Annotated in this window: 17 protein-coding genes and 1 CRISPR repeat array; of the genes, 11 read left to right on the plus strand and 6 right to left on the minus strand. The window is 35.9% G+C overall.

Annotation, left to right across the window (positions count from 1 at the left end; genetic code table 11):
- The first annotated feature begins 139 nt into the window (after positions 1-139).
- The 4 genes from GYY69_RS03075 to GYY69_RS03090 all read left to right on the plus strand — a co-directional run bounded on the left by GYY69_RS03075 (position 140) and on the right by GYY69_RS03090 (position 4,778).
- On the plus strand, positions 140-748 hold the full coding sequence (locus GYY69_RS03075; RefSeq protein WP_174796364.1) for a UbiX family flavin prenyltransferase: 609 nt from the start codon (positions 140-142) through the stop codon (positions 746-748).
- Complete coding sequence (locus GYY69_RS03080) at positions 732-1,196, plus strand: hypothetical protein (protein ID WP_174796365.1); 465 nt, start codon at positions 732-734, stop codon at positions 1,194-1,196. The genes GYY69_RS03075 and GYY69_RS03080 overlap by 17 nt, the downstream gene beginning before the upstream one ends.
- Positions 1,197-1,486: 290 nt before the next feature.
- Positions 1,487-1,754: direct repeats of the CRISPR family, unit length 28 nt; unit sequence GTTCACCGCCGTATAGGCGGTTTAGAAA.
- A 430-nt stretch (positions 1,755-2,184) separates the two neighbouring features.
- Positions 2,185-4,407 (plus strand): DNA polymerase III subunit gamma/tau, encoded by a 2,223-nt coding sequence (dnaX, locus tag GYY69_RS03085; RefSeq protein ID WP_174796366.1) that lies wholly within the window; start codon positions 2,185-2,187, stop codon positions 4,405-4,407.
- 32 nt (positions 4,408-4,439) lie between these two features.
- Positions 4,440-4,778: a YbaB/EbfC family nucleoid-associated protein gene (locus tag GYY69_RS03090; protein WP_160431306.1), complete on the plus strand. Its 339-nt coding sequence runs from the start codon at positions 4,440-4,442 to the stop codon at positions 4,776-4,778.
- Between the two features lie 65 nt (positions 4,779-4,843).
- Here GYY69_RS03090 and GYY69_RS03095 read toward each other — a convergent pair whose 3' ends face one another.
- Positions 4,844-5,650 (minus strand): cold-shock protein, encoded by an 807-nt coding sequence (locus GYY69_RS03095; RefSeq protein ID WP_174796367.1) that lies wholly within the window; start codon positions 5,648-5,650, stop codon positions 4,844-4,846.
- A gap of 270 nt (positions 5,651-5,920) precedes the next feature.
- Here GYY69_RS03095 and ruvA point away from each other — a divergent pair, with 270 nt between their 5' ends.
- Together ruvA and ruvB are read left to right on the plus strand one after the other, a co-directional pair.
- A complete protein-coding gene (gene ruvA / locus GYY69_RS03100) occupies positions 5,921-6,529 on the plus strand; it encodes a Holliday junction branch migration protein RuvA (RefSeq protein ID WP_174796368.1) in 609 nt (202 codons plus the stop codon).
- A gap of 13 nt (positions 6,530-6,542) precedes the next feature.
- Positions 6,543-7,547 (plus strand): Holliday junction branch migration DNA helicase RuvB, encoded by a 1,005-nt coding sequence (ruvB, locus tag GYY69_RS03105; RefSeq protein ID WP_174796369.1) that lies wholly within the window; start codon positions 6,543-6,545, stop codon positions 7,545-7,547.
- 94 nt (positions 7,548-7,641) lie between these two features.
- Here the strand turns inward: ruvB and cysK are convergent, their stop codons facing one another.
- Entirely contained in the window at positions 7,642-8,607 is a 966-nt protein-coding gene (gene cysK, locus GYY69_RS03110; RefSeq protein ID WP_174796370.1) for a cysteine synthase A, read from the minus strand.
- Positions 8,608-9,201: 594 nt separating this feature from the next.
- On the opposite strand from cysK, the gene GYY69_RS03115 reads away from it, so the two are divergent.
- Entirely contained in the window at positions 9,202-9,420 is a 219-nt protein-coding gene (locus GYY69_RS03115) for a DUF7710 domain-containing protein (protein WP_174796371.1), read from the plus strand.
- A 107-nt stretch (positions 9,421-9,527) separates the two neighbouring features.
- Positions 9,528-9,914: a hypothetical protein gene (locus tag GYY69_RS03120; protein WP_174796372.1), complete on the plus strand. Its 387-nt coding sequence runs from the start codon at positions 9,528-9,530 to the stop codon at positions 9,912-9,914.
- A gap of 309 nt (positions 9,915-10,223) precedes the next feature.
- Here GYY69_RS03120 and priC read toward each other — a convergent pair whose 3' ends face one another.
- A complete protein-coding gene (gene priC / locus GYY69_RS03125; protein WP_174796373.1) occupies positions 10,224-10,730 on the minus strand; it encodes a primosomal replication protein PriC in 507 nt (168 codons plus the stop codon).
- A 5-nt stretch (positions 10,731-10,735) separates the two neighbouring features.
- Positions 10,736-11,197, minus strand: coding sequence for a terminus macrodomain insulation protein YfbV (gene yfbV, locus GYY69_RS03130; protein WP_174796374.1), 462 nt, complete (start codon positions 11,195-11,197; stop codon positions 10,736-10,738).
- 194 nt (positions 11,198-11,391) lie between these two features.
- On the opposite strand from yfbV, the gene GYY69_RS03135 reads away from it, so the two are divergent.
- Positions 11,392-12,597, plus strand: coding sequence for an acetate kinase (locus GYY69_RS03135; protein WP_174796375.1), 1,206 nt, complete (start codon positions 11,392-11,394; stop codon positions 12,595-12,597).
- 66 nt (positions 12,598-12,663) lie between these two features.
- Positions 12,664-14,814, plus strand: coding sequence for a phosphate acetyltransferase (pta, locus tag GYY69_RS03140; protein ID WP_085246562.1), 2,151 nt, complete (start codon positions 12,664-12,666; stop codon positions 14,812-14,814).
- A gap of 224 nt (positions 14,815-15,038) precedes the next feature.
- Here the strand turns inward: pta and GYY69_RS03145 are convergent, their stop codons facing one another.
- Positions 15,039-15,506: a MarR family winged helix-turn-helix transcriptional regulator gene (locus GYY69_RS03145; RefSeq protein ID WP_065567571.1), complete on the minus strand. Its 468-nt coding sequence runs from the start codon at positions 15,504-15,506 to the stop codon at positions 15,039-15,041.
- A 3-nt stretch (positions 15,507-15,509) separates the two neighbouring features.
- Positions 15,510-15,941 (minus strand): hypothetical protein, encoded by a 432-nt coding sequence (locus GYY69_RS03150; RefSeq protein ID WP_174796376.1) that lies wholly within the window; start codon positions 15,939-15,941, stop codon positions 15,510-15,512.
- A 271-nt stretch (positions 15,942-16,212) separates the two neighbouring features.
- On the opposite strand from GYY69_RS03150, the gene guaA reads away from it, so the two are divergent.
- A complete protein-coding gene (gene guaA, locus GYY69_RS03155) occupies positions 16,213-17,796 on the plus strand; it encodes a glutamine-hydrolyzing GMP synthase (protein ID WP_174796377.1) in 1,584 nt (527 codons plus the stop codon).
- Positions 17,797-18,790 lie beyond the last annotated feature (994 nt).

An 18,790-nucleotide genomic window follows, 5' to 3' on the forward strand; every position in this document is an offset into this window, starting at 1 on the left:
TTCGCTACCAATAGATAGGTATAGTCGTCTACTTTAATAGCTAGCTTTCATATGGCTTATTATTAAAATAAGGTTTCATTTGGCGACTGCTTAACATAATGATTAATGATTTTTATTGTAATTTGATATAGAGATAGACATGGCAACGCAGCGAATAATTATTGGCATTAGTGGGGCAACGGGTTTTGCTTATGGGATAAAAGCGTTAGAGCTTTTAAAACCGCTTGATATTCAAACACATTTAGTTATATCAAAAGCGGCACAAATAACGCGCGCTTACGAAGTGCCCAACACCAGCTTAGCGCAAATTGAATCACTGGCTGACAAAGTCTATCCTGTCAACAATATTGGCGCAGCCATAGCAAGTGGATCGTTTAAAACCATAGGTATGCTAATTACACCTTGTTCAATGCGAACGCTTGCTTCTATTGCACAGGGATTATCAGATAATTTACTCACCCGTGCTGCTGATGTTGTTTTAAAAGAGCGCCGCCGCTTGGTATTAATGGTTCGTGAGTCACCCCTAAATTTAGCTCATCTAAAAAATATGGAAACAGTTACACTTATGGGCGGTGTAATTTGCCCACCGGTGCCAGCACTATATCAGCATATTGCTAGCATTGATGATATTATTACCCACAGTGTCGCCAGAGCACTTGATTTATTTGGCATTGATATCCCGTCCCTGCCACGTTGGGGCGAAGATTTGCACCTGAACACTAAACCGAATAATGCCAGTAGAGCCTAAAGATATCATGCAAGTCGATCCTAAAATCATCAAATTTATCAAAAAGCAGCATGTATTATCGCTTAGCGTTATCTTGCCTGACGACAATCTCTGGGCATGTAATACCTTTTATGTGTTTGATGAAAAGTTAATGAATTTGTATTTACTTTCGGAATTAAAAACCGATCATGCCAAAGCCATGTTAAAGCATCCGCAGGTTGCAGGTACGATTAACATAATCCCTAAAACAGTTGCACAAATCCAAGGTATCCAATTTCAAGCCACAGCAACGCTTTTACAAAAAGAGCAAGCCGTACATGCTTATAGGTTATATTATCAGGCATTTCCCTTTGCAAGGGTGATAAAAGCACCAATTTGGTCATTGCAGTTGCAACATATAAAGATGACAAGTAATTTATTGGGGTTTGGTAGGAAAATTCATTGGCTAAAAGGCGAGAATAATTTTTAGTGTACTCTCCTGTTAGTTATGGTGTGGTTTTTTGGGGGGATATAAGGGACTATCTTGCCTTAAAAACAACAAGATCAAAGTTAATTTAAATCAATGCGATATCTGAATATCTTTTAATGGCTAAATTGACACATTATCGAAACAGCCAAAATCCAGCCAACCCTTTTTTTAATCAAAAAATTAAAATCAATAAAAACAATAAATTAAAAATGCCTTATAAAAAAGGGTTTTTGAAAACAAAAATCCTATTTGCCTTTTGCCAAACAAGGTTTATAGTATATCGGCTTCTAGTTCACCGCCGTATAGGCGGTTTAGAAAATATTTCCGTAAGCAAGGCTTTGCGCTTCTGTGTTCACCGCCGTATAGGCGGTTTAGAAAATTATCCGTACACAGCTTAGTGATAACTATAAAGTTCACCGCCGTATAGGCGGTTTAGAAAAGCGGAAGCAACTGTTTCAATGAATGCTAACTGTTCACCGCCGTATAGGCGGTTTAGAAAGCTCAATAAGTCACTTTTTCTATCTTTATTTGTTCACCGCCGTGTAGGCGGTTTAGAAATTTCCCTAAAACGTATTGACCATTATTACCAGGTTCACCGCCGTATAGGCGGTAAGTCTCAAAAAAGCAGAAATCATGATATAACTTATTGATTTATATAACAATAAAAAACAAACAAAATCAGTGCCCTGTATAAACAATTCTATAGAGAGGGGGGGAAGATACCGCTTTTATAACAGCCAGAGGTTAATATTGCCATTAATCGGTGTCAGAGTGAGCCGACAATTGAGTAAGGTTAGCACGTCAAATAAGGGGCGCTGGGTTATATTTGTCAGAAATAAATTCTAGTTGTGCTGTATAACCGAACTAAGACTCTTGTAAGTTGATTTGTGTTGTTTAATATTGCATCGATTATTGACCGTATAAAGACTATTTTGCCTGTTTATGGTATGATTAGTGCCAAATTCAATGGCAATAAGTTATGGTGATGATGAGTTATCAAGTTTTAGCACGCAAATGGCGACCAAAATCATTTTCTGAAGTTGTAGGGCAGCAGCACGTCCTAAAAATTCTGTCTAATGCGCTTTCGCTTGGGCGGGTTCATCATGCTTATCTGTTTTCGGGCACGCGAGGTGTGGGTAAAACCTCGATTGCCCGTTTGTTAGCAAAAGGGTTAAATTGCGAAACGGGCATTACCGCAACGCCGTGTGGAGTTTGTGATAATTGTCGCGATATTGAGCAAGGGCGATTTGTTGATCTGCTCGAAATTGATGCGGCCTCGCGCACCAAGGTTGAAGATACGCGTGAAATCCTTGATAACATTCAATATTTACCAAGCAAGGGGCGCTTTAAGGTTTATTTGATTGACGAAGTACATATGCTATCGCGCAGTAGCTTTAATGCACTTCTTAAAACCCTAGAAGAGCCCCCTGAGCATGTTAAGTTTTTATTGGCGACTACTGATCCGCAAAAATTACCTATAACAATATTGTCACGCTGTTTGCATTTGCATTTAAATGTGCTTGATACCGCATTAATTGGACAGCAACTTGAGCATATTTTGCAATTAGAACAAATCAACAGCGATGCTAAAGCCATTGCGTTATTAGCTAAAGCTGCAAATGGCAGTATGCGTGATGCGCTAAGTTTAACCGATCAAGCCATTGCCCTTGGTAATGGTAAGGTCGATGTCGAATCGGTGGCGGTTATGCTTGGCACGCTTGATAAGTCGATTCCGTTTGCTATTGTTGAAGCATTGCATAATGGTGAGGGTAATGCCCTAATGCAACAAATTGAAGCAGCCGCTGTGCAAGGTGTTGATTGGGATAATTTGTTAGCCGAAACCATTACTTTATTGCATCAAATTGCGTTATTGCAAGTGGTGCCAACCGCATTGGGGGATTATACCGATAACGAAGAGCGAATTCGTTTTTTGGCGCAATATATGGCACCTAACGATGTGCAGTTGTTTTATCAAATTTTGTTAATGGGGCGTAAAGAACTTGCTTTTTCGCCCGATAAAAAAATTGGCGTCGAAATGAGCTTTTTACGCGCTTTGGCTTTTATGCCAAAGGCGGTTGATGCGGTGCCGGCTGTGGTTAGTTCGGCGTCTGTCCAAGGCAATAGGTCGCAACAGGTGCAATCCCAAACCAAAGCACAGCCCGAACGGCAATCGCAAGTTCAAGCCGTTGAGCATACAAATATTCCAAAGCAAGTAGAAGTTAATCATCAGGTTGAAAATCAACCTCATATTCAACAATCTCAGCCCATTCGCGCTACAAGTTCAACTGTGAACCAGCCGGTTAATACCCATAAATCAGCTATATCACAACAAGTTGTGGCTAGTTCATCGTTAACATCCAAGGTGAAAAGCCAGCCCCAAGACACAAATAATTTGGCACCCGTTGCGCCATCAACAATGGAACAAGTAGCTGATGGCAAAACTGCAACGGATGAGCTAGCGATTCCCGATGAAGTTTCGTCGATAACTAAAAGTGTTTTAGAAATGCGTATGCAGTTGATGAAAGGGGAACAAAATTCAAAAAAGTCTGAATCGGTTGATAAGATTCAACCAAAAAGTTCGGTCATGCGTGAATCACTCACAAGAATTAAACAGAACGTCGCGATCGTAGGTGATGCCAATGCTGATAGCCACGATAGTGGTGGCGATGATGACAAAGAAGAAATCACCGCCGAAAACTATCAATGGCAAGCCAGTGGTTTGATTGCCATGAAAGAAGAGCTCGTGGTGAATACCAAAGCTTTTCGTGAATCACTTAACGGTGATAAAACCCCCGAAATGGCAAAAAAATTGATTGACGAAATGGCACAAAAAGATGCGTGGTGTGCCGAAATTGAGCAATTAGATTTGTCACCTTTGATTAAGCAAATTGCGGTCAACTCTGGGTTTGAACAGAGCGACAATAACACTATTGTGTTACATCTGCGTTCAGCCGTTAAACATTTGATTAATTCGGCCAATAATGTGGCTAAAGTGCAAAAAGCACTTTGTGAACATCGCAAGCAAGAGCTTAATGTAAAGATTATTGTTGATGATAATCAAGACTATAAAACGCCCATTGAAATGCGTGAAGCGTTATATCAACAAAAACTAGCGCAAGCAAAGATAACTATTGCCGAAGATCCAAAAGTGGCAACAATTTGTCGATATTTTGATGCCAAGATTGATGAATCAAGTGTTCGTCCTGTATAATCATGGCGATATTTTTTTAACGAGGAATTATTATGTTTTCAGGTGGAAAAGGTGGTTTGGGTAATTTAATGAAACAAGCCCAACAAATGCAAGCAAAAATGCAACAAGCCCAAGAAGAGATCGCTAAATTAGAAGTGACAGGCGAATCGGGTGCAGGTTTAGTTAAAGTAACGGTTAATGGTACACATAATTGCAAACGTGTTGAAATCGATCCGTCACTTATGACTGAAGATGATAAAGAGATGTTAGAAGATCTTATTGCTGCGGCTTATAACGATGCGGCTCGTCGTTTAGATGATGCACAAAAAGAAAGAATGGCACAAGTTACTGGTGGAATGCAATTACCACCAGGTTTTAAAATGCCGTTTTAAGCGTAGATTATTTTGACAGTAGGCGGAAAGGCAATCATATTTCCTTTCCGCTTTTTTCGCTAAAATTATTTTCCAATAAAAATAAAATCGTTTACTAATTTTTCATTATCATAAGTAATATCGCTTAACCGCTTTTTGTAAATTTCACACAAATCATATATCGAAATTTCTTTGACTTTTACATTATCAAAATCGCTTATCTCCTTGCTTTCTCCTTTGGTAATGATCCAAACTTGTTTATTTTTGCCCGTTAATGGAATCGTTTTAGGGGTGATTCCGCCGTCATTTTTTTTAATGTTGAAGGTTAATTGTGCTTTTTGGTTCAGTTTATTGATGTAGTTTTCTATTTGTTCTTCTTTAAATGATTCAAAGTTTTTTTGTAGCGTACAGTCATACATTACAGCTAAATTTTCGATAATAAAAAAACCATCGGCCTTACCCGCTTGATTATCACGATCAAATTGAAATATTTTGTTTAAACCAATCACTTTTAATAAATTGAAGACTGAGTCTTCAAACGCTAGTGGATCATCAATGTATTTGATCTGTTGGACTGAATTTATTAAAAGTGTTTGATAGCCTTTGGCATCAATTTTATTTGCCAAAGATTTATTATCAGACAAACTCTGTTCATTGTTTTCTGTTGCTTGATCTTTGATAATTTTGATATTTGTTGCAAATCGTTGACCTGAATCTTTTTCATTTGCAGTAAATGCCACTCGTAGGCCTATTTCTATTTCTTCTATAGGTAAATTATCAAAATCCTTTTTAGCAAAATAATAATCCTTTCCTTCATCCAAAGCTCTTATAAATCCATAATAGGCATCTTCATTATTTTTATCTTTACAAAGTTTTTTTATCTGACTAATCATATATCTAACGCTCCTTAATGGAATAAATTATGACTTTAAAACATCATTTTTGATTATTGAATAATTACAACGCTATAAACAAATCGGCCATTTTTACCAGTATTATATATAAATTTGTTCCATATATCATTTAGTTAAATGATATTTGCTGTAATTAATATTTGATTTAACTGTCTATTTATACAGTTTTTCTTTATTATTTTTTTGCTATCAGGTAAACTACACCTTATTATTTGCTTATTTGTTACGCTTTATTATTAAGGATATATTGTGATTGGTCGTTTACGTGGCACCATTATTGAAAAGCAACCCCCTAAAGTGCTGATTGAAGTCGCTGGCGTTGGTTATGACGTGTTTATGCCGATGACCTGTTTTTATGAATTGCCCGAAAACGGGCAAGAAGTCATTGTGTTAACCCATTTTGCCGTGCGTGAGGATGCGCAAGTGTTGTATGGTTTTAATCAAGAACAAGAGCGTGAATTGTTTCGTGAACTCATTAAAGTTAATGGCGTGGGGCCTAAATTGGCATTAGCCATTTTATCAGGCATGTCAGCGTCGCAATTTATTAGTGCTGTTGAACAAGGTGAAATTAAAACCTTAGTTAAACTGCCGGGCGTGGGCAATAAAACTGCACAGCGGTTAATTGTTGAAATGAAAGATCGCATTAAACATTTTGGTGAACAATCGTCAAGTCCTAGCTCGACTGTTGAAATAGGTAGCATTCAAAAAACGGCTAATCAAATTGAAAGTGAGGCGGTTTCGGCTTTAATTGCATTAGGTTACAAACCACAAGAAGCTAGCCGTATTATTAATAAAGTGATTATTCCTGACATGGATTGCGAAACGCTGATTCGTGAAGCCTTAAAATCAGCATTATAAATAGGGATTGATTATGATTGAAGCGGATCGTTTAATTGCCCCACAAGTGCAAAAAGAAGAAGAATCATTAGATCGTGCAATTCGTCCTAAATATTTGGACGAATACATAGGTCAACCGCAAGTTCGCGAGCAGATGAAAATCTTTATTCAAGCCGCTAAACAGCGTCATGATGCGCTCGACCATGTGCTTATATTTGGCCCTCCAGGACTTGGTAAAACAACGTTAGCCAATATAGTGGCCAACGAAATGAATGTTAATTTACGCACTACATCAGGCCCTGTATTAGAAAAGGCCGGCGATTTAGCCGCCATGCTGACCAATTTAGAACCTAATGATGTGCTGTTTATTGACGAAATCCACCGACTTTCCCCTGTAGTTGAAGAAATTTTATACCCCGCAATGGAAGACTACCAATTAGATATTATGATTGGCGAAGGACCTGCAGCGCGTTCAATCAAAATCGATCTTCCTCCTTTTACATTAATTGGTGCAACAACTCGCGCCGGTTCGTTAACTTCGCCACTGCGAGATCGCTTTGGTATTGTGCAGCGCCTTGAGTTTTATCGAGTTGAGGATTTAGAATATATTGTTAGCCGTAGCGCTAAATTTTTAGGTATGGATTTGTCAGATGAAGGTGCACATTTAATTGCTAAACGTTCTCGTGGTACCCCGCGAATTGCCAATCGTCTTTTGCGCCGTGTACGCGATTATGCTGATGTAAAATCAAAAGGGATTATCGACAAAAAAATCGCAACTCAAGCGCTAGATATGCTTGATGTTGATAATGAGGGTTTTGATTATATGGATCGCAAATTGTTGCTAGCTATTATCGAAAAATTCATGGGCGGTCCAGTTGGATTAGATAATATTGCCGCTGCAATTGGTGAAGAGCGCGAAACGATAGAAGATGTGCTCGAACCGTTTTTAATTCAACAAGGTTATATACAACGAACACCGCGTGGCAGAATCGCAACACCACATGCGTATCGCCATTTTGGCATTATTCAGGATAATTAGGTTAAGGTTGAGAGCGATTTAATGTTAATAAAAAACGTGATTATTGGATAAATCACGTTTTTTTTATTACTAATTTTATATTACTAATTTTTACTTAACCGAGTTCTTTTTCAGTAAAAATACCACTAAATAAATCGGTACTTAAATAACGCTCTCCAGAAGATGGCAAAATCACCACAATGGTTTTGTTGGCATATTCAGGTAATTTTGCTAAGCGATCCGCAGCAAAAACGGCAGCACCCGATGATATCCCAGCTAATATACCTTCTTTTTCCATCAATTCGCGAGCTGTTTCGATAGCGTCTTCGTTTGATACTTTTTCAACTATATCAATTAAACTTAAATCAAGATTTGTAGGAATAAAACCAGCTCCAATGCCCTGAATTTTATGCGGTCCAGGCTTAATAGTTTCGCCTGCTAGTGCTTGGCTAATGACGGGTGAATTGGTGGGTTCAACGGCAACCGCAGTAATATTTTTGCCTTGTGTTTTTTTGATGTAACGCGTTACGCCAGTGAATGTGCCGCCCGTTCCGACACCAGCAATAAAAATATCGATTTGACCATTGGTATCTTGCCATATTTCCGGTCCTGTTGTTTTTTCGTGGATTTCTGGGTTAGCAGGATTACTAAATTGTTGTAGCATGAGGTTCTTTTTAGGATCACTTGCCACGATTTCTTCGGCTTTTTCGATTGCGCCTTTCATCCCTTTAGCTGCTTCAGTTAAAATTAAATTCGCACCTAAGGCTTTTAGCAGTTTTCGACGTTCAATGCTCATGCTTTCAGGCATGGTTAAAGTTAATTTATAGCCACGAGCAGCAGCAACTGCCGCTAGCGCAATACCTGTATTACCGCTTGTTGGTTCGATTAATTCAACATCAGAGGTTAATAAACCACGTTTTTCGGCATCCCAAATCATGTTAGATGCAATGCGACATTTAACACTAAAGCTGGGGTTGCGCGATTCAACTTTAGCTAATATATTGCCATGACCAAAGTGTTTTAAACGAACCAGCGGAGTATGACCAATGGTTTGTGAATTATCATCAAATATTTTACTCATATTAGAATCCTTGTTAATTGCTATAGGAAATAGCATGGCGTTGTTTTGCTAATAACACTTATTATAAATAGAACGAAAAAAGATGGTACTAATTAATCATTATAACAATATTCATTTTGGGTATAAGAATAATGTCTATTTTTGAATATCAATAGTTAAGTAAAGTTGCTATTGGTTATAATATAAGTAGAAGTGATGAGTGAGAATGATCGTTTTTAGCTTAAACAATTAACTTGCTTTTAAATAAAATCAATTGTTACTTTGAATATAAAAAACATACCGTTTACATGTTGTAGAATAAAGCAATGCAATCTATTTATACGAGATTGCATTAGGAATAAGACGGTATTTAGTTCGAATATTTACAGTGAATGAAAACTAGCAGCGATTTTATTAAAAATTTTCTTTATGGGGAGTATCAATCAAGATGCTTTTAAATAAAAGAGTATATATAAGTAGATTATTGAAAAAGATTCAACCCAAGACGGTTTATTAGCATAAAGACAAATTTGTATATAAAATTATGTGCGACTATTTGGAAGGTTATCTTTACTAAGTTGGAAAATGAATAGATGAGTTATTAGGTGAAATAGTATGAAAGAATATCGTTGGGTGTGGGTTTTTAAGCGAGATGACATTTCAATGGTGTCTGCGGTATTTTCGTCTCTTGAAAATGCAGATAACTGGGTAAAGCTTAATAAGTTAACTGGCGTTTTAACTAAAATGCCAATAGATATTGGTGGTTATGATTGGTGTATACAAAATAATGAGCAAATGCTTGAACACTATCATTACCAAAAAGGTATTAGATAAAATTATAATAAATAACTAGGCTAAGGTTGTTTAAATCATTTTATTTTGGATAATGTTAAGAGCATATAATTACAAGCATTGATGTAAATGTTATCAAGAAACACGATATGAAAGAAAATATAACGAATAGTGAAATAAAATTTTTAGCAAATACCACCAACTGTTATACCGAAAATGGAGTGTTTATTATTGGCATCAGTGACGATCCAATATCCCCCAACCATTACTTAATCTTATCTCGATATGATGAGGATGATGTAGATGAATCAATCGGTATTCAAACGCATCTAACTGGGATGGAAGTGGCTAAAGCAATTAAACGTATTGTTTTGAAAGCAAACATACTTACCATAGAGATAAATAAGCATAACACCGAACAAGTACGGGCTAAAAAAATGATTATTGAATTTAGTGAAATTGATAAAACGTTGTTAATAACATATATTAACAACATTTTTTTAAACAGTTCGGTAAAGGTAATCATTAGTGGATAAAAACCTGAATGATAACATGCTTTATCAACAAATATTTATGGATTGTATCGCACAACAAATATCTGAAAATCACAACCTATTAGACATTAGAAAAACACTGGTCTATTTCAAAAATAAAGGTATATCAAAAGATTGCATGTATGCATGTTTGCAAAAATTAAGATATACGAATAATGAAGAGGTGATTTTAGAGTTAATGGATTTTGTAACAGGTTTTTGTCGATCTGATTTGGCTATATACTAATATACGCTTATAGGTGGTGCTTAGCTGTATTTTATCATCAAGTTTAATATAAATTTATCTTAAATTTATCCATCAATATCATTTTCAATTTCTAATTCAATCTTCTTAATCGCCTGTTCACAACGGTAAATTCGGTTATCAAGTGCGGCTATTTTGCTTTGGTTGATGACGTCTTGTGATAGTTCTAGCTCGTATTTCATTTCTTGTAATCGGCGCAAATAATCTAAATGGCGCACGTGTTTTTGGGCTAGGGTTTCTTCAATAATGGCTTTGGGTTCTTTTTGGCGCAAGTTATGGGTGGCAAGTTCGCGCGTTAGGGCAGCCATTTGGTTGACTAATGTTTCTGATAAAAAAGTAATTTGCTCGATTTTTTCTGATTCGATATTTGCGACTAATGCTTGATACGTTTGTTTGATTTTTTCAAGGTAAAACGTTTTATCTGTGACAATTTTATTGGTATGAAAAAGTTGTTCGTCAAAATAAGGCTCTTTAAATTTCTGTTCGTTAGCCAAATGAACTTGTTGTTCTAATTGGTCAATTTGTTTTTGTAGTGTAGTGAGTAAATTTGCCATTGCAGTTAGTCTTCGTTATAAGGTGGAGTATCATCATCTTGGCCAAAATAATCGCCTAAATACAATTTGGCTAGATTGATAAGTTTCATAAATGCTTCAAATGTCAATTTGTTATTTTGTATACTGTTTTCAGTGATGATTTTTTTAGCTATTAATTTTGTTTTTAACTGGTTATAACAGTCAATTAAGTTAAGGGGTAGGGGCGATAACGCACGTTTTCCTAACCAAAAAATCCCCTGTAGTGGCAGGCTTAAGGTAAATAGTATTGTTATTGCCGTGACCGCAATTTGTGCTGGCATGTAATATTGCCAAACCAGCAAACCAATAACGATAGGGGGTACGTATTGAGTTGCGATTTTTATGAGGTTAATGATTTTTAATTCAGGAAATGAATGCGCTAGTTGTTTGTCAGTTGGGCAAAGCTTCATATACCTTTGCCCAGCTTTAAATGTGTTTATTAGATTCATATTTTTGTGACTCCTCGACATTCACTTCTTATTATCTTAAAATAGTACCATTCAAATTGGGGACTCTCTCTATTCTATCTCAAAAAGTAAGATATCAGAAGTCACCTTAGCGTAGTCACATTGATTTTAAATCATGTGCTTAGTTACCAATTTTGATTGGTATATATCTTTTTATTCAATCTATAGGAATTACTATGTCATCAAGTAATAACGCTCTTGTTCTTAATTGCGGAAGTTCATCATTAAAATTTGCTATTATAAACCCTGAAAACGGTGATGAATTTCTTTCTGGATTAGCCGAATGTTTTAACCTGCCTGATGCACGTATTAAGTGGAAACTTGATGGCGTTAAAGGTGAAGCATCTTTAGGTGCAGGCGCTGCACATAGTGAAGCCATTAAATTTATTGTTAATAGTATTTTCCCACAAAAACCAGAATTATTAGACAGCATTAAGTCTATTGGTCATCGAATTGTTCATGGTGGTGAAAAATATACAAAGTCAGTTGTGATTGATGATTCAGTCTTAAAAGGTATTGAAGATGCCGCTGCTTTTGCTCCATTACATAACCCTGCGCATTTAATTGGTATTCGTGAAGCATTTGCTGCTTTTCCACATTTAAAAAATAAAAATGTGGCTGTTTTTGATACAGCTTTCCATACTACAATGCCAAAAGAAGCTTATTTATACGCGATTCCGAACGAATTATACACAGAACACGGTATCCGTCGTTATGGCGCACATGGTACAAGTCACTATTATGTAAGCCAACAAGCAGCCAAATTATTAAATAAACCAGTTGAAGAAACAAATGTGATCACTTGTCACTTAGGCAATGGTGCATCAATCACTGCTGTTAAAAACGGTAAATGTGTCGAAACTTCAATGGGCTTAACGCCACTTGAAGGTTTAGTCATGGGGACACGAAGTGGTGACATCGATCCAGCTATTATGTTCTTCTTACACGACAATTTAAAAATGTCGGTTGCTGATATTAATAATCTTTTAAACAAAAAATCAGGTTTATTAGGTTTGACTGGTGTAAGTAGCGACTGTCGTTATGTTACCGATAATTACGAAACAGATGAAAACGCTAAAAACGCTTTAGATGTGTTTGTTCACCGTTTAGTTAAATATATTGGTGGTTATGCAATGCTTTTAGACGGTCGTTTAGATGCTATCATCTTTACTGGTGGTATCGGTGAAAACGCTGAAGAAGTGCGTCGTATGGCATTACAAAAATTAACTATTCTTGGTTTTGAACTTGATCAAGAGCGTAACTTAGCTGCACGTTTTGGTAAAGGTGGCAAAATCACCAAAGATGGTTCAGCTATTGCGATGGTAATCCCAACTAATGAAGAGCTTGTTATTGCTCAAGATGCTGCGCGCCTAACTGCGTAATAAATATTTAAAACCGCCTAAATGGCGGTTTGTTTTTTATATAAAAAGAATTAAGAGGTAACAATTATGTCTCGTACTATTATGCTCATTCCTACTGGTACCAATGTTGGATTAACGGGCGTGAGTCTTGGTGTTATTCGAGCTATGGAGCGTCAAGGTATTAACTTAAACGTGTTCAAACCAGTAGCACAACCTAGAGCGGGGGGCGATGCGCCAGACAATACCACAACGTTAGTTAGTCATAACACTTCAATCCCAACACTAAAACCGCTTAAAATGAGCCATGTTGAAAACCTATTAGGTTTAAATCAACAAGATGTGTTAATGGAAGAAATCGTAGCCCTTTATGCCGAAAATACGAAAGGTGCTGATGTTGTTTTGGTTGAAGGTATTGTACCCACGTCTGATTATCCTTTTGCTAATGAACTCAATAATAATATCGCTAAAACGCTTGGTGCCGAAATTATTTTTGTGGTCAATATGGGCAAAGATACGCCAGAGCAACTTAGAGATCGCATTGAAATTGCTCGATCTAACTTTGGTGGCATTAAAAACGAAAAAATCGTTGGTGTGATTGTTAATAAAGTTAATGCGCCAGTTGAAGAACAAAGCCTTGCTCGTCCTGATGTTGCTGAAATTTATCACACTCCTAAATTTGATGATAAAAAAATCACTATCGATGATTTAAATGCACATAGCCCATTGCCAGTACTTGGATGTATTCCTTGGAATATGGATTTAAGTGCTTGTCGTTCTATTGATATCGCTAAACATTTTGACGCAAAAATTATTAATGAAGGTGATATCAAAAACCGTCGCATTAAACATATATCTTTCTGCTCACGTAGTGTGCCTAACATTATCAGTCATCTACAACCAAATGCACTGTTAGTGACTTCTGCCGATCGTGCTGATGTATTAGTGACGATTAGTCTAGCTGCTATGAATGGTGTGGCTATTGGTGGTGTACTTTTAACTGGTGGTTATGAAATCGACGAAAAAATCGCAAAATTATGCCAACCTGCTTTTGATACGGGGTTACCTGTATTTACAGTTAAAACTAACACTTTCCAAACGTCGATTAATTTACAACAATTCAATTTAGAAATCCCTGTTGATGATAAAGAACGTATGGAAAACACCCAAAATTATGTGGCTGACCATATCGATGCTAAATGGGTTAAATCATTAAATGAAGTGGTAAATTCTGCACGTCGTCTGTCTCCTCCTGCATTCCGTTACCAATTAACTGAACTTGCGCGTAATGCGAAAAAAGTAGTGGTATTACCAGAAGGTGATGAACCAAGAACAGTTAAAGCAGCCGCAATTTGTGCTGAGCGAAATATCGCTAAATGCGTATTAATTGGTAATCCGGACGAAGTGCGTAAAGTTGCCGCTTCTCAAGGTGTGAGTTTAGGTCAAGGTGTTGAAATTGTTGATCCTGAATTAATTCGTGAAAAGTATGTACCTCGTTTAGTTGAATTACGTAAAAATAAAGGTATGACAGAAGTAATTGCTCGTGAGCAATTAGCTGATAATGTAGTACTTGGTACAATGATGCTTGAAGCAAATGAAGTTGATGGTTTAGTGTCAGGTGCTGTGCATACAACTGCTAATACTATCCGTCCACCATTACAATTAATTAAAACTGCCCCGGGTAGTTCACTTGTTTCATCAGTATTCTTTATGTTAATGCCTGATCAAGTGTATATTTATGGTGACTGCGCAATTAATCCAGATCCAAATGCACAAGAGTTAGCCGAAATTGCGATTCAATCAGCTGATACAGCAATTGCCTTTGGTATTGAACCACGCGTTGCGATGATCTCTTACTCAACAGGTAGCTCGGGTCAAGGTGCTGATGTTGAAAAAGTGAAAGAAGCAACTCGCATTGCTCAAGAAAAACGTCCAGATCTTATGATCGATGGTCCATTGCAATATGATGCCGCGGTAATGCCAGATGTAGCAAAATCGAAAGCGCCAAATTCACAAGTAGCAGGTAAAGCAACAGTATTTATCTTCCCTGACCTTAATACAGGTAATACTACTTATAAAGCAGTACAACGTTCAGCAGATCTTGTTTCGATTGGTCCAATGCTACAAGGTATGCGTAAACCTGTTAATGATTTGTCTCGTGGTGCATTAGTTGACGATATTGTCTACACCATTGCATTAACCGCAATTCAATCAGCACAGGAACAAAACGCTGCAAAATAAGTTTAGCAAAACGTTCTAACTATAGATAAAAGGTGATGTAATATCACCTTTTTTTAATTAAATTTAGTCAAGTAATGAGCTTTAAAAGGTTGAGTTATAACGATTCAGTTTTAGAGTATTTTGTTCTAGAAATTTGAGACAAGGTCTTCAAAAACTTATTTTAAGTCAAGTCCAAGCATTCAAAGTTGATAAAAACAATAAATAATAAAAATTTATAAATGATGTTATCCCTTCATGTTGGTTTTTAATAGTGTTAATAACATTTCCATAAATTGTTCTTTATCACCTTGTAATGTTGAAAAAAAATCTTTATCTATTTGTTCAACCAAAGGTACAGTTTCATTTGCTTTATTCAATCCTTTTTGTGTTAATTGAATGGATTTTGCTCGACTATCTTTAATTGAGCAAGAGCGTTTTATATAATCCTTTTTTTCTAAATTCTCTAATATTTGGGAAATTGTCATCACATCGATATTTGTTTTATTTGATAAAATAACTTGTGTTATTTCGTCTGGTTGCTGTGATAGATAAGCAAGCGTTGCAAGCACTATAAATTGAGGATGAGTGATAGACTGTTTTTTCAAGCAATTTTTGATATTCGTATGCCAGGACGAATAAGTTTTCATAAAAATAAAACCAATAGATTCAGAATCAGTTTGGAATTGAGTCAAAAACTTATTGTCCTTTGTCATAATTTACCCTTCAACTAAGCCATTTAATTTGTAAGTTTTATCTATAATATCATCTGAAATCTGTTTTATAAAATCATAGGATGCTTTAGTCTCCATTTTTGGATCCGGTTTTAGAGAAATTTCTGATTTTAATGCATATTGATTATGCGATATTTCAATAATTTGATGTGAGAAAAACAGTAAACCTATTTCAGGCATATCAAATTGTTCTGTAAATTCTTGCTCATCAATAATCTTTGATAAAGTCACTTCCATTTCCGGTATATTTTGTAATTTGAAAATACCTTTAGACCCTGTTTTTAAGTCACCAAATATACGAAAGTCTTCAAGATCAGTTTCCCATAATTTTCTTAAATTAAGATCAGTATAGTATTGCCAAATTTGAGTTGGTTTAGCTTTGGTTGGTAATATGAAAGAAATTGAAATGGTATTCATAGTGTCTCCTTTTGATAAATTAACTTGTTATAAGTTTGCTTATTATAAGTTTACTTATTAATTAAGTAAAGAAAATTCAAGTTTTTGATTTGTTGACTTATTACAAGGTTAATTTGATGACTAGATATTGGACTTTGTAATAAGATGATTTCAAAATTATTAATAATATAAAATATTTATAATTGTTTTTAATTAATGCTCTCAATTTAATTGGTAAATGGTACAATATCAGCCTAATTTTGTATTAGTTCATAGTTTAGGAATAAAATTGATGAAAAAAGACATCCACCAGCAGCGTATTTTAATTCTTGATTTTGGTTCGCAAGTTACCCAATTAATTGCTCGCAGAATTCGTGAAATTGGTGTGTATTGTGAACTTTGGCCGTGGGATGTATCAGAAGAAAAAATTAAACAATTTAATCCTAAAGGTATTATTCTATCAGGTGGTCCAGAAAGTACCACAGAAGCTAATAGCCCACGAGCTCCAGAATATGTCTTTAATGCTGGCGTACCCGTGCTTGGGATCTGTTATGGCATGCAGACTATGGCAATTCAAGTTGGTAAGGGCGGTCAAGTCACTGGCTCTAACCAACGTGAATTTGGTTATGCTAAAGTGGATCTTATTGGATCGTCAAAATTAACTGATGGTATTTTGGATAGTACAAGCGAACAAGGCATTAATCAACTTGATGTCTGGATGAGCCACGGTGACAAAGTAACAACCTTGCCTGATTGTTTTACACTAATTGGTCGTACTGAAACTTGTCCATTTGCTATTATGGCTAATGACGAAAAACAATTTTATGGTGTCCAATTCCACCCAGAAGTGACTCACACTGTTAAAGGTTTCGAGTTATTGCAACGTTTTGTGATTGATATCTGTCACTGCGAAAAACTTTGGACGCCATCTTCAATTATTACCGATGCTATTGCTCGAATTAAAGAACAGGTTGGCAATGACAAAGTCTTACTCGGTTTATCGGGTGGAGTGGATTCTTCTGTTACAGCATTGTTATTGCACCAAGCGATTGGCGATCAATTAACTTGTGTATTTGTTGATCATGGCTTATTACGCTTGAACGAAGCGCAACAGGTTATGGACATGTTTGGTAATAAATTTGGCTTAAACATTATTGCCGTAAATGCCGAAGATCGCTTTTTAGCTGCACTAAAAGGTGAAGCTGATCCCGAAGCTAAACGCAAAATTATTGGACGTGAATTTGTTGCTGTATTTGATGAAGAAGCAGCAAAATTAAAAGATGTAAAATGGCTGGCTCAAGGCACTATCTATCCTGATGTTATTGAATCGGCCGCTGCTGATACTGGTAAAGCCCATGTAATCAAATCACATCATAATGTTGGTGGCTTACCGGAAGATATGAAAATGGGCTTGGTCGAACCTTTGCGAGAACTATTTAAAGACGAAGTCCGCAAAGTGGGTTTAGAACTTGGTTTACCTTATGACATGCTTTACCGCCACCCATTTCCAGGACCAGGCTTAGGCGTGCGAGTACTTGGTGAGGTTAAAAAAGAATATTGCGACTTGTTACGTCAAGCTGATGCTATTTTTATTGAAGAACTTTATAAAGCTGATCTATACCACAAAGTCAGCCAAGCCTTTACCGTATTTTTACCAGTACGTTCGGTTGGCGTAATGGGTGACGGTCGCAAATACGACTGGGTCGTTTCACTGCGTGCTGTTGAAACCATCGATTTTATGACCGCACACTGGGCTCATTTACCTTATGACTTTTTAGGGAGAGTATCCAATCGAATCATCAACGAAGTCAATGGTATTTCTCGTGTCGTATATGATATAAGCGGAAAACCGCCAGCTACTATAGAATGGGAATAGCTAACCGTTCCTAAAACTGGTTTAAAAATTTTAAAAAAACAGTCTAAAAACAGGCTGTTTTTTTATTTTATAAATACCAAAAATGAGAAGCTAGTTGGTTGGAGCCATTTCTATAAAATAGAACCACTAAAAATAGAGTATTTGCCACGATCAAAAGTATTTAAATATAAATAAATCAGAAAGTATGCAAATTGTATCAATAAAAGTGACTGATTTTTGTCAAAAGTTTCAAGAAATACCCATGTTATAGTAAAGACTGCATACTTAACCTAATGAAAAAACATGCAACCTTTATATTCTCTTGAGCATATTCAAGCATATTCAGTAATGACAAGCAAAAAACTATTTTTATAGGGGACAGTGGGGTGTTTTTTAAAAAAGCTCAAAATCGGGCAGTTTATCCCTATGTGCATAGGGAACAGAAAGAAAAAACTGGCGATGACACGCGTAATGACGGTTTATCCCTATGTGTATAGGGAACAGATGTTCAGCCTCTTTATAACCTAAAAACATCTCGGTTTATCCCTATGTGTATAGGGAACAGACCAATTATAACATTTTGTTTTATAATTAAAATATTTTAGTTTAAATTTCTACCAACTTTTTTGATTATTCTTAAAACAACAATTATTTTATAACACATTGTTTTTATTAAATTAATATTAAAAATGAAATAGGAAATATTAAGCTTTTTTTATTCTACCAATTAATCTTTAAATTTCTTATAGTTATAACATAGTTAGCAATAAAACAGGGTGTTTCTTTATTAAAAAGGCGTAATTTTTGTTAAAAATATTCAGGATCCTATACCGTTTCAGTGTGCAACTATTTTAAATGCAAGCATTTAATAAATTATTTTTGATAAAGAATAAGATTGCTTAAATCCCTTGTTCAACAAAGGCGTTAAGCCGCTATCACTTACCGTTTTAACTAACTAAAATTATTCATATTAAACAAAGATATTGATTAAAAAAGTTAAACTTTGCGTTAAAAT

Source organism: Gilliamella sp. ESL0250, from assembly GCF_013345045.1.
Classification (GTDB): Bacteria; Pseudomonadota; Gammaproteobacteria; order Enterobacterales; family Orbaceae; genus Gilliamella; species Gilliamella apicola_H.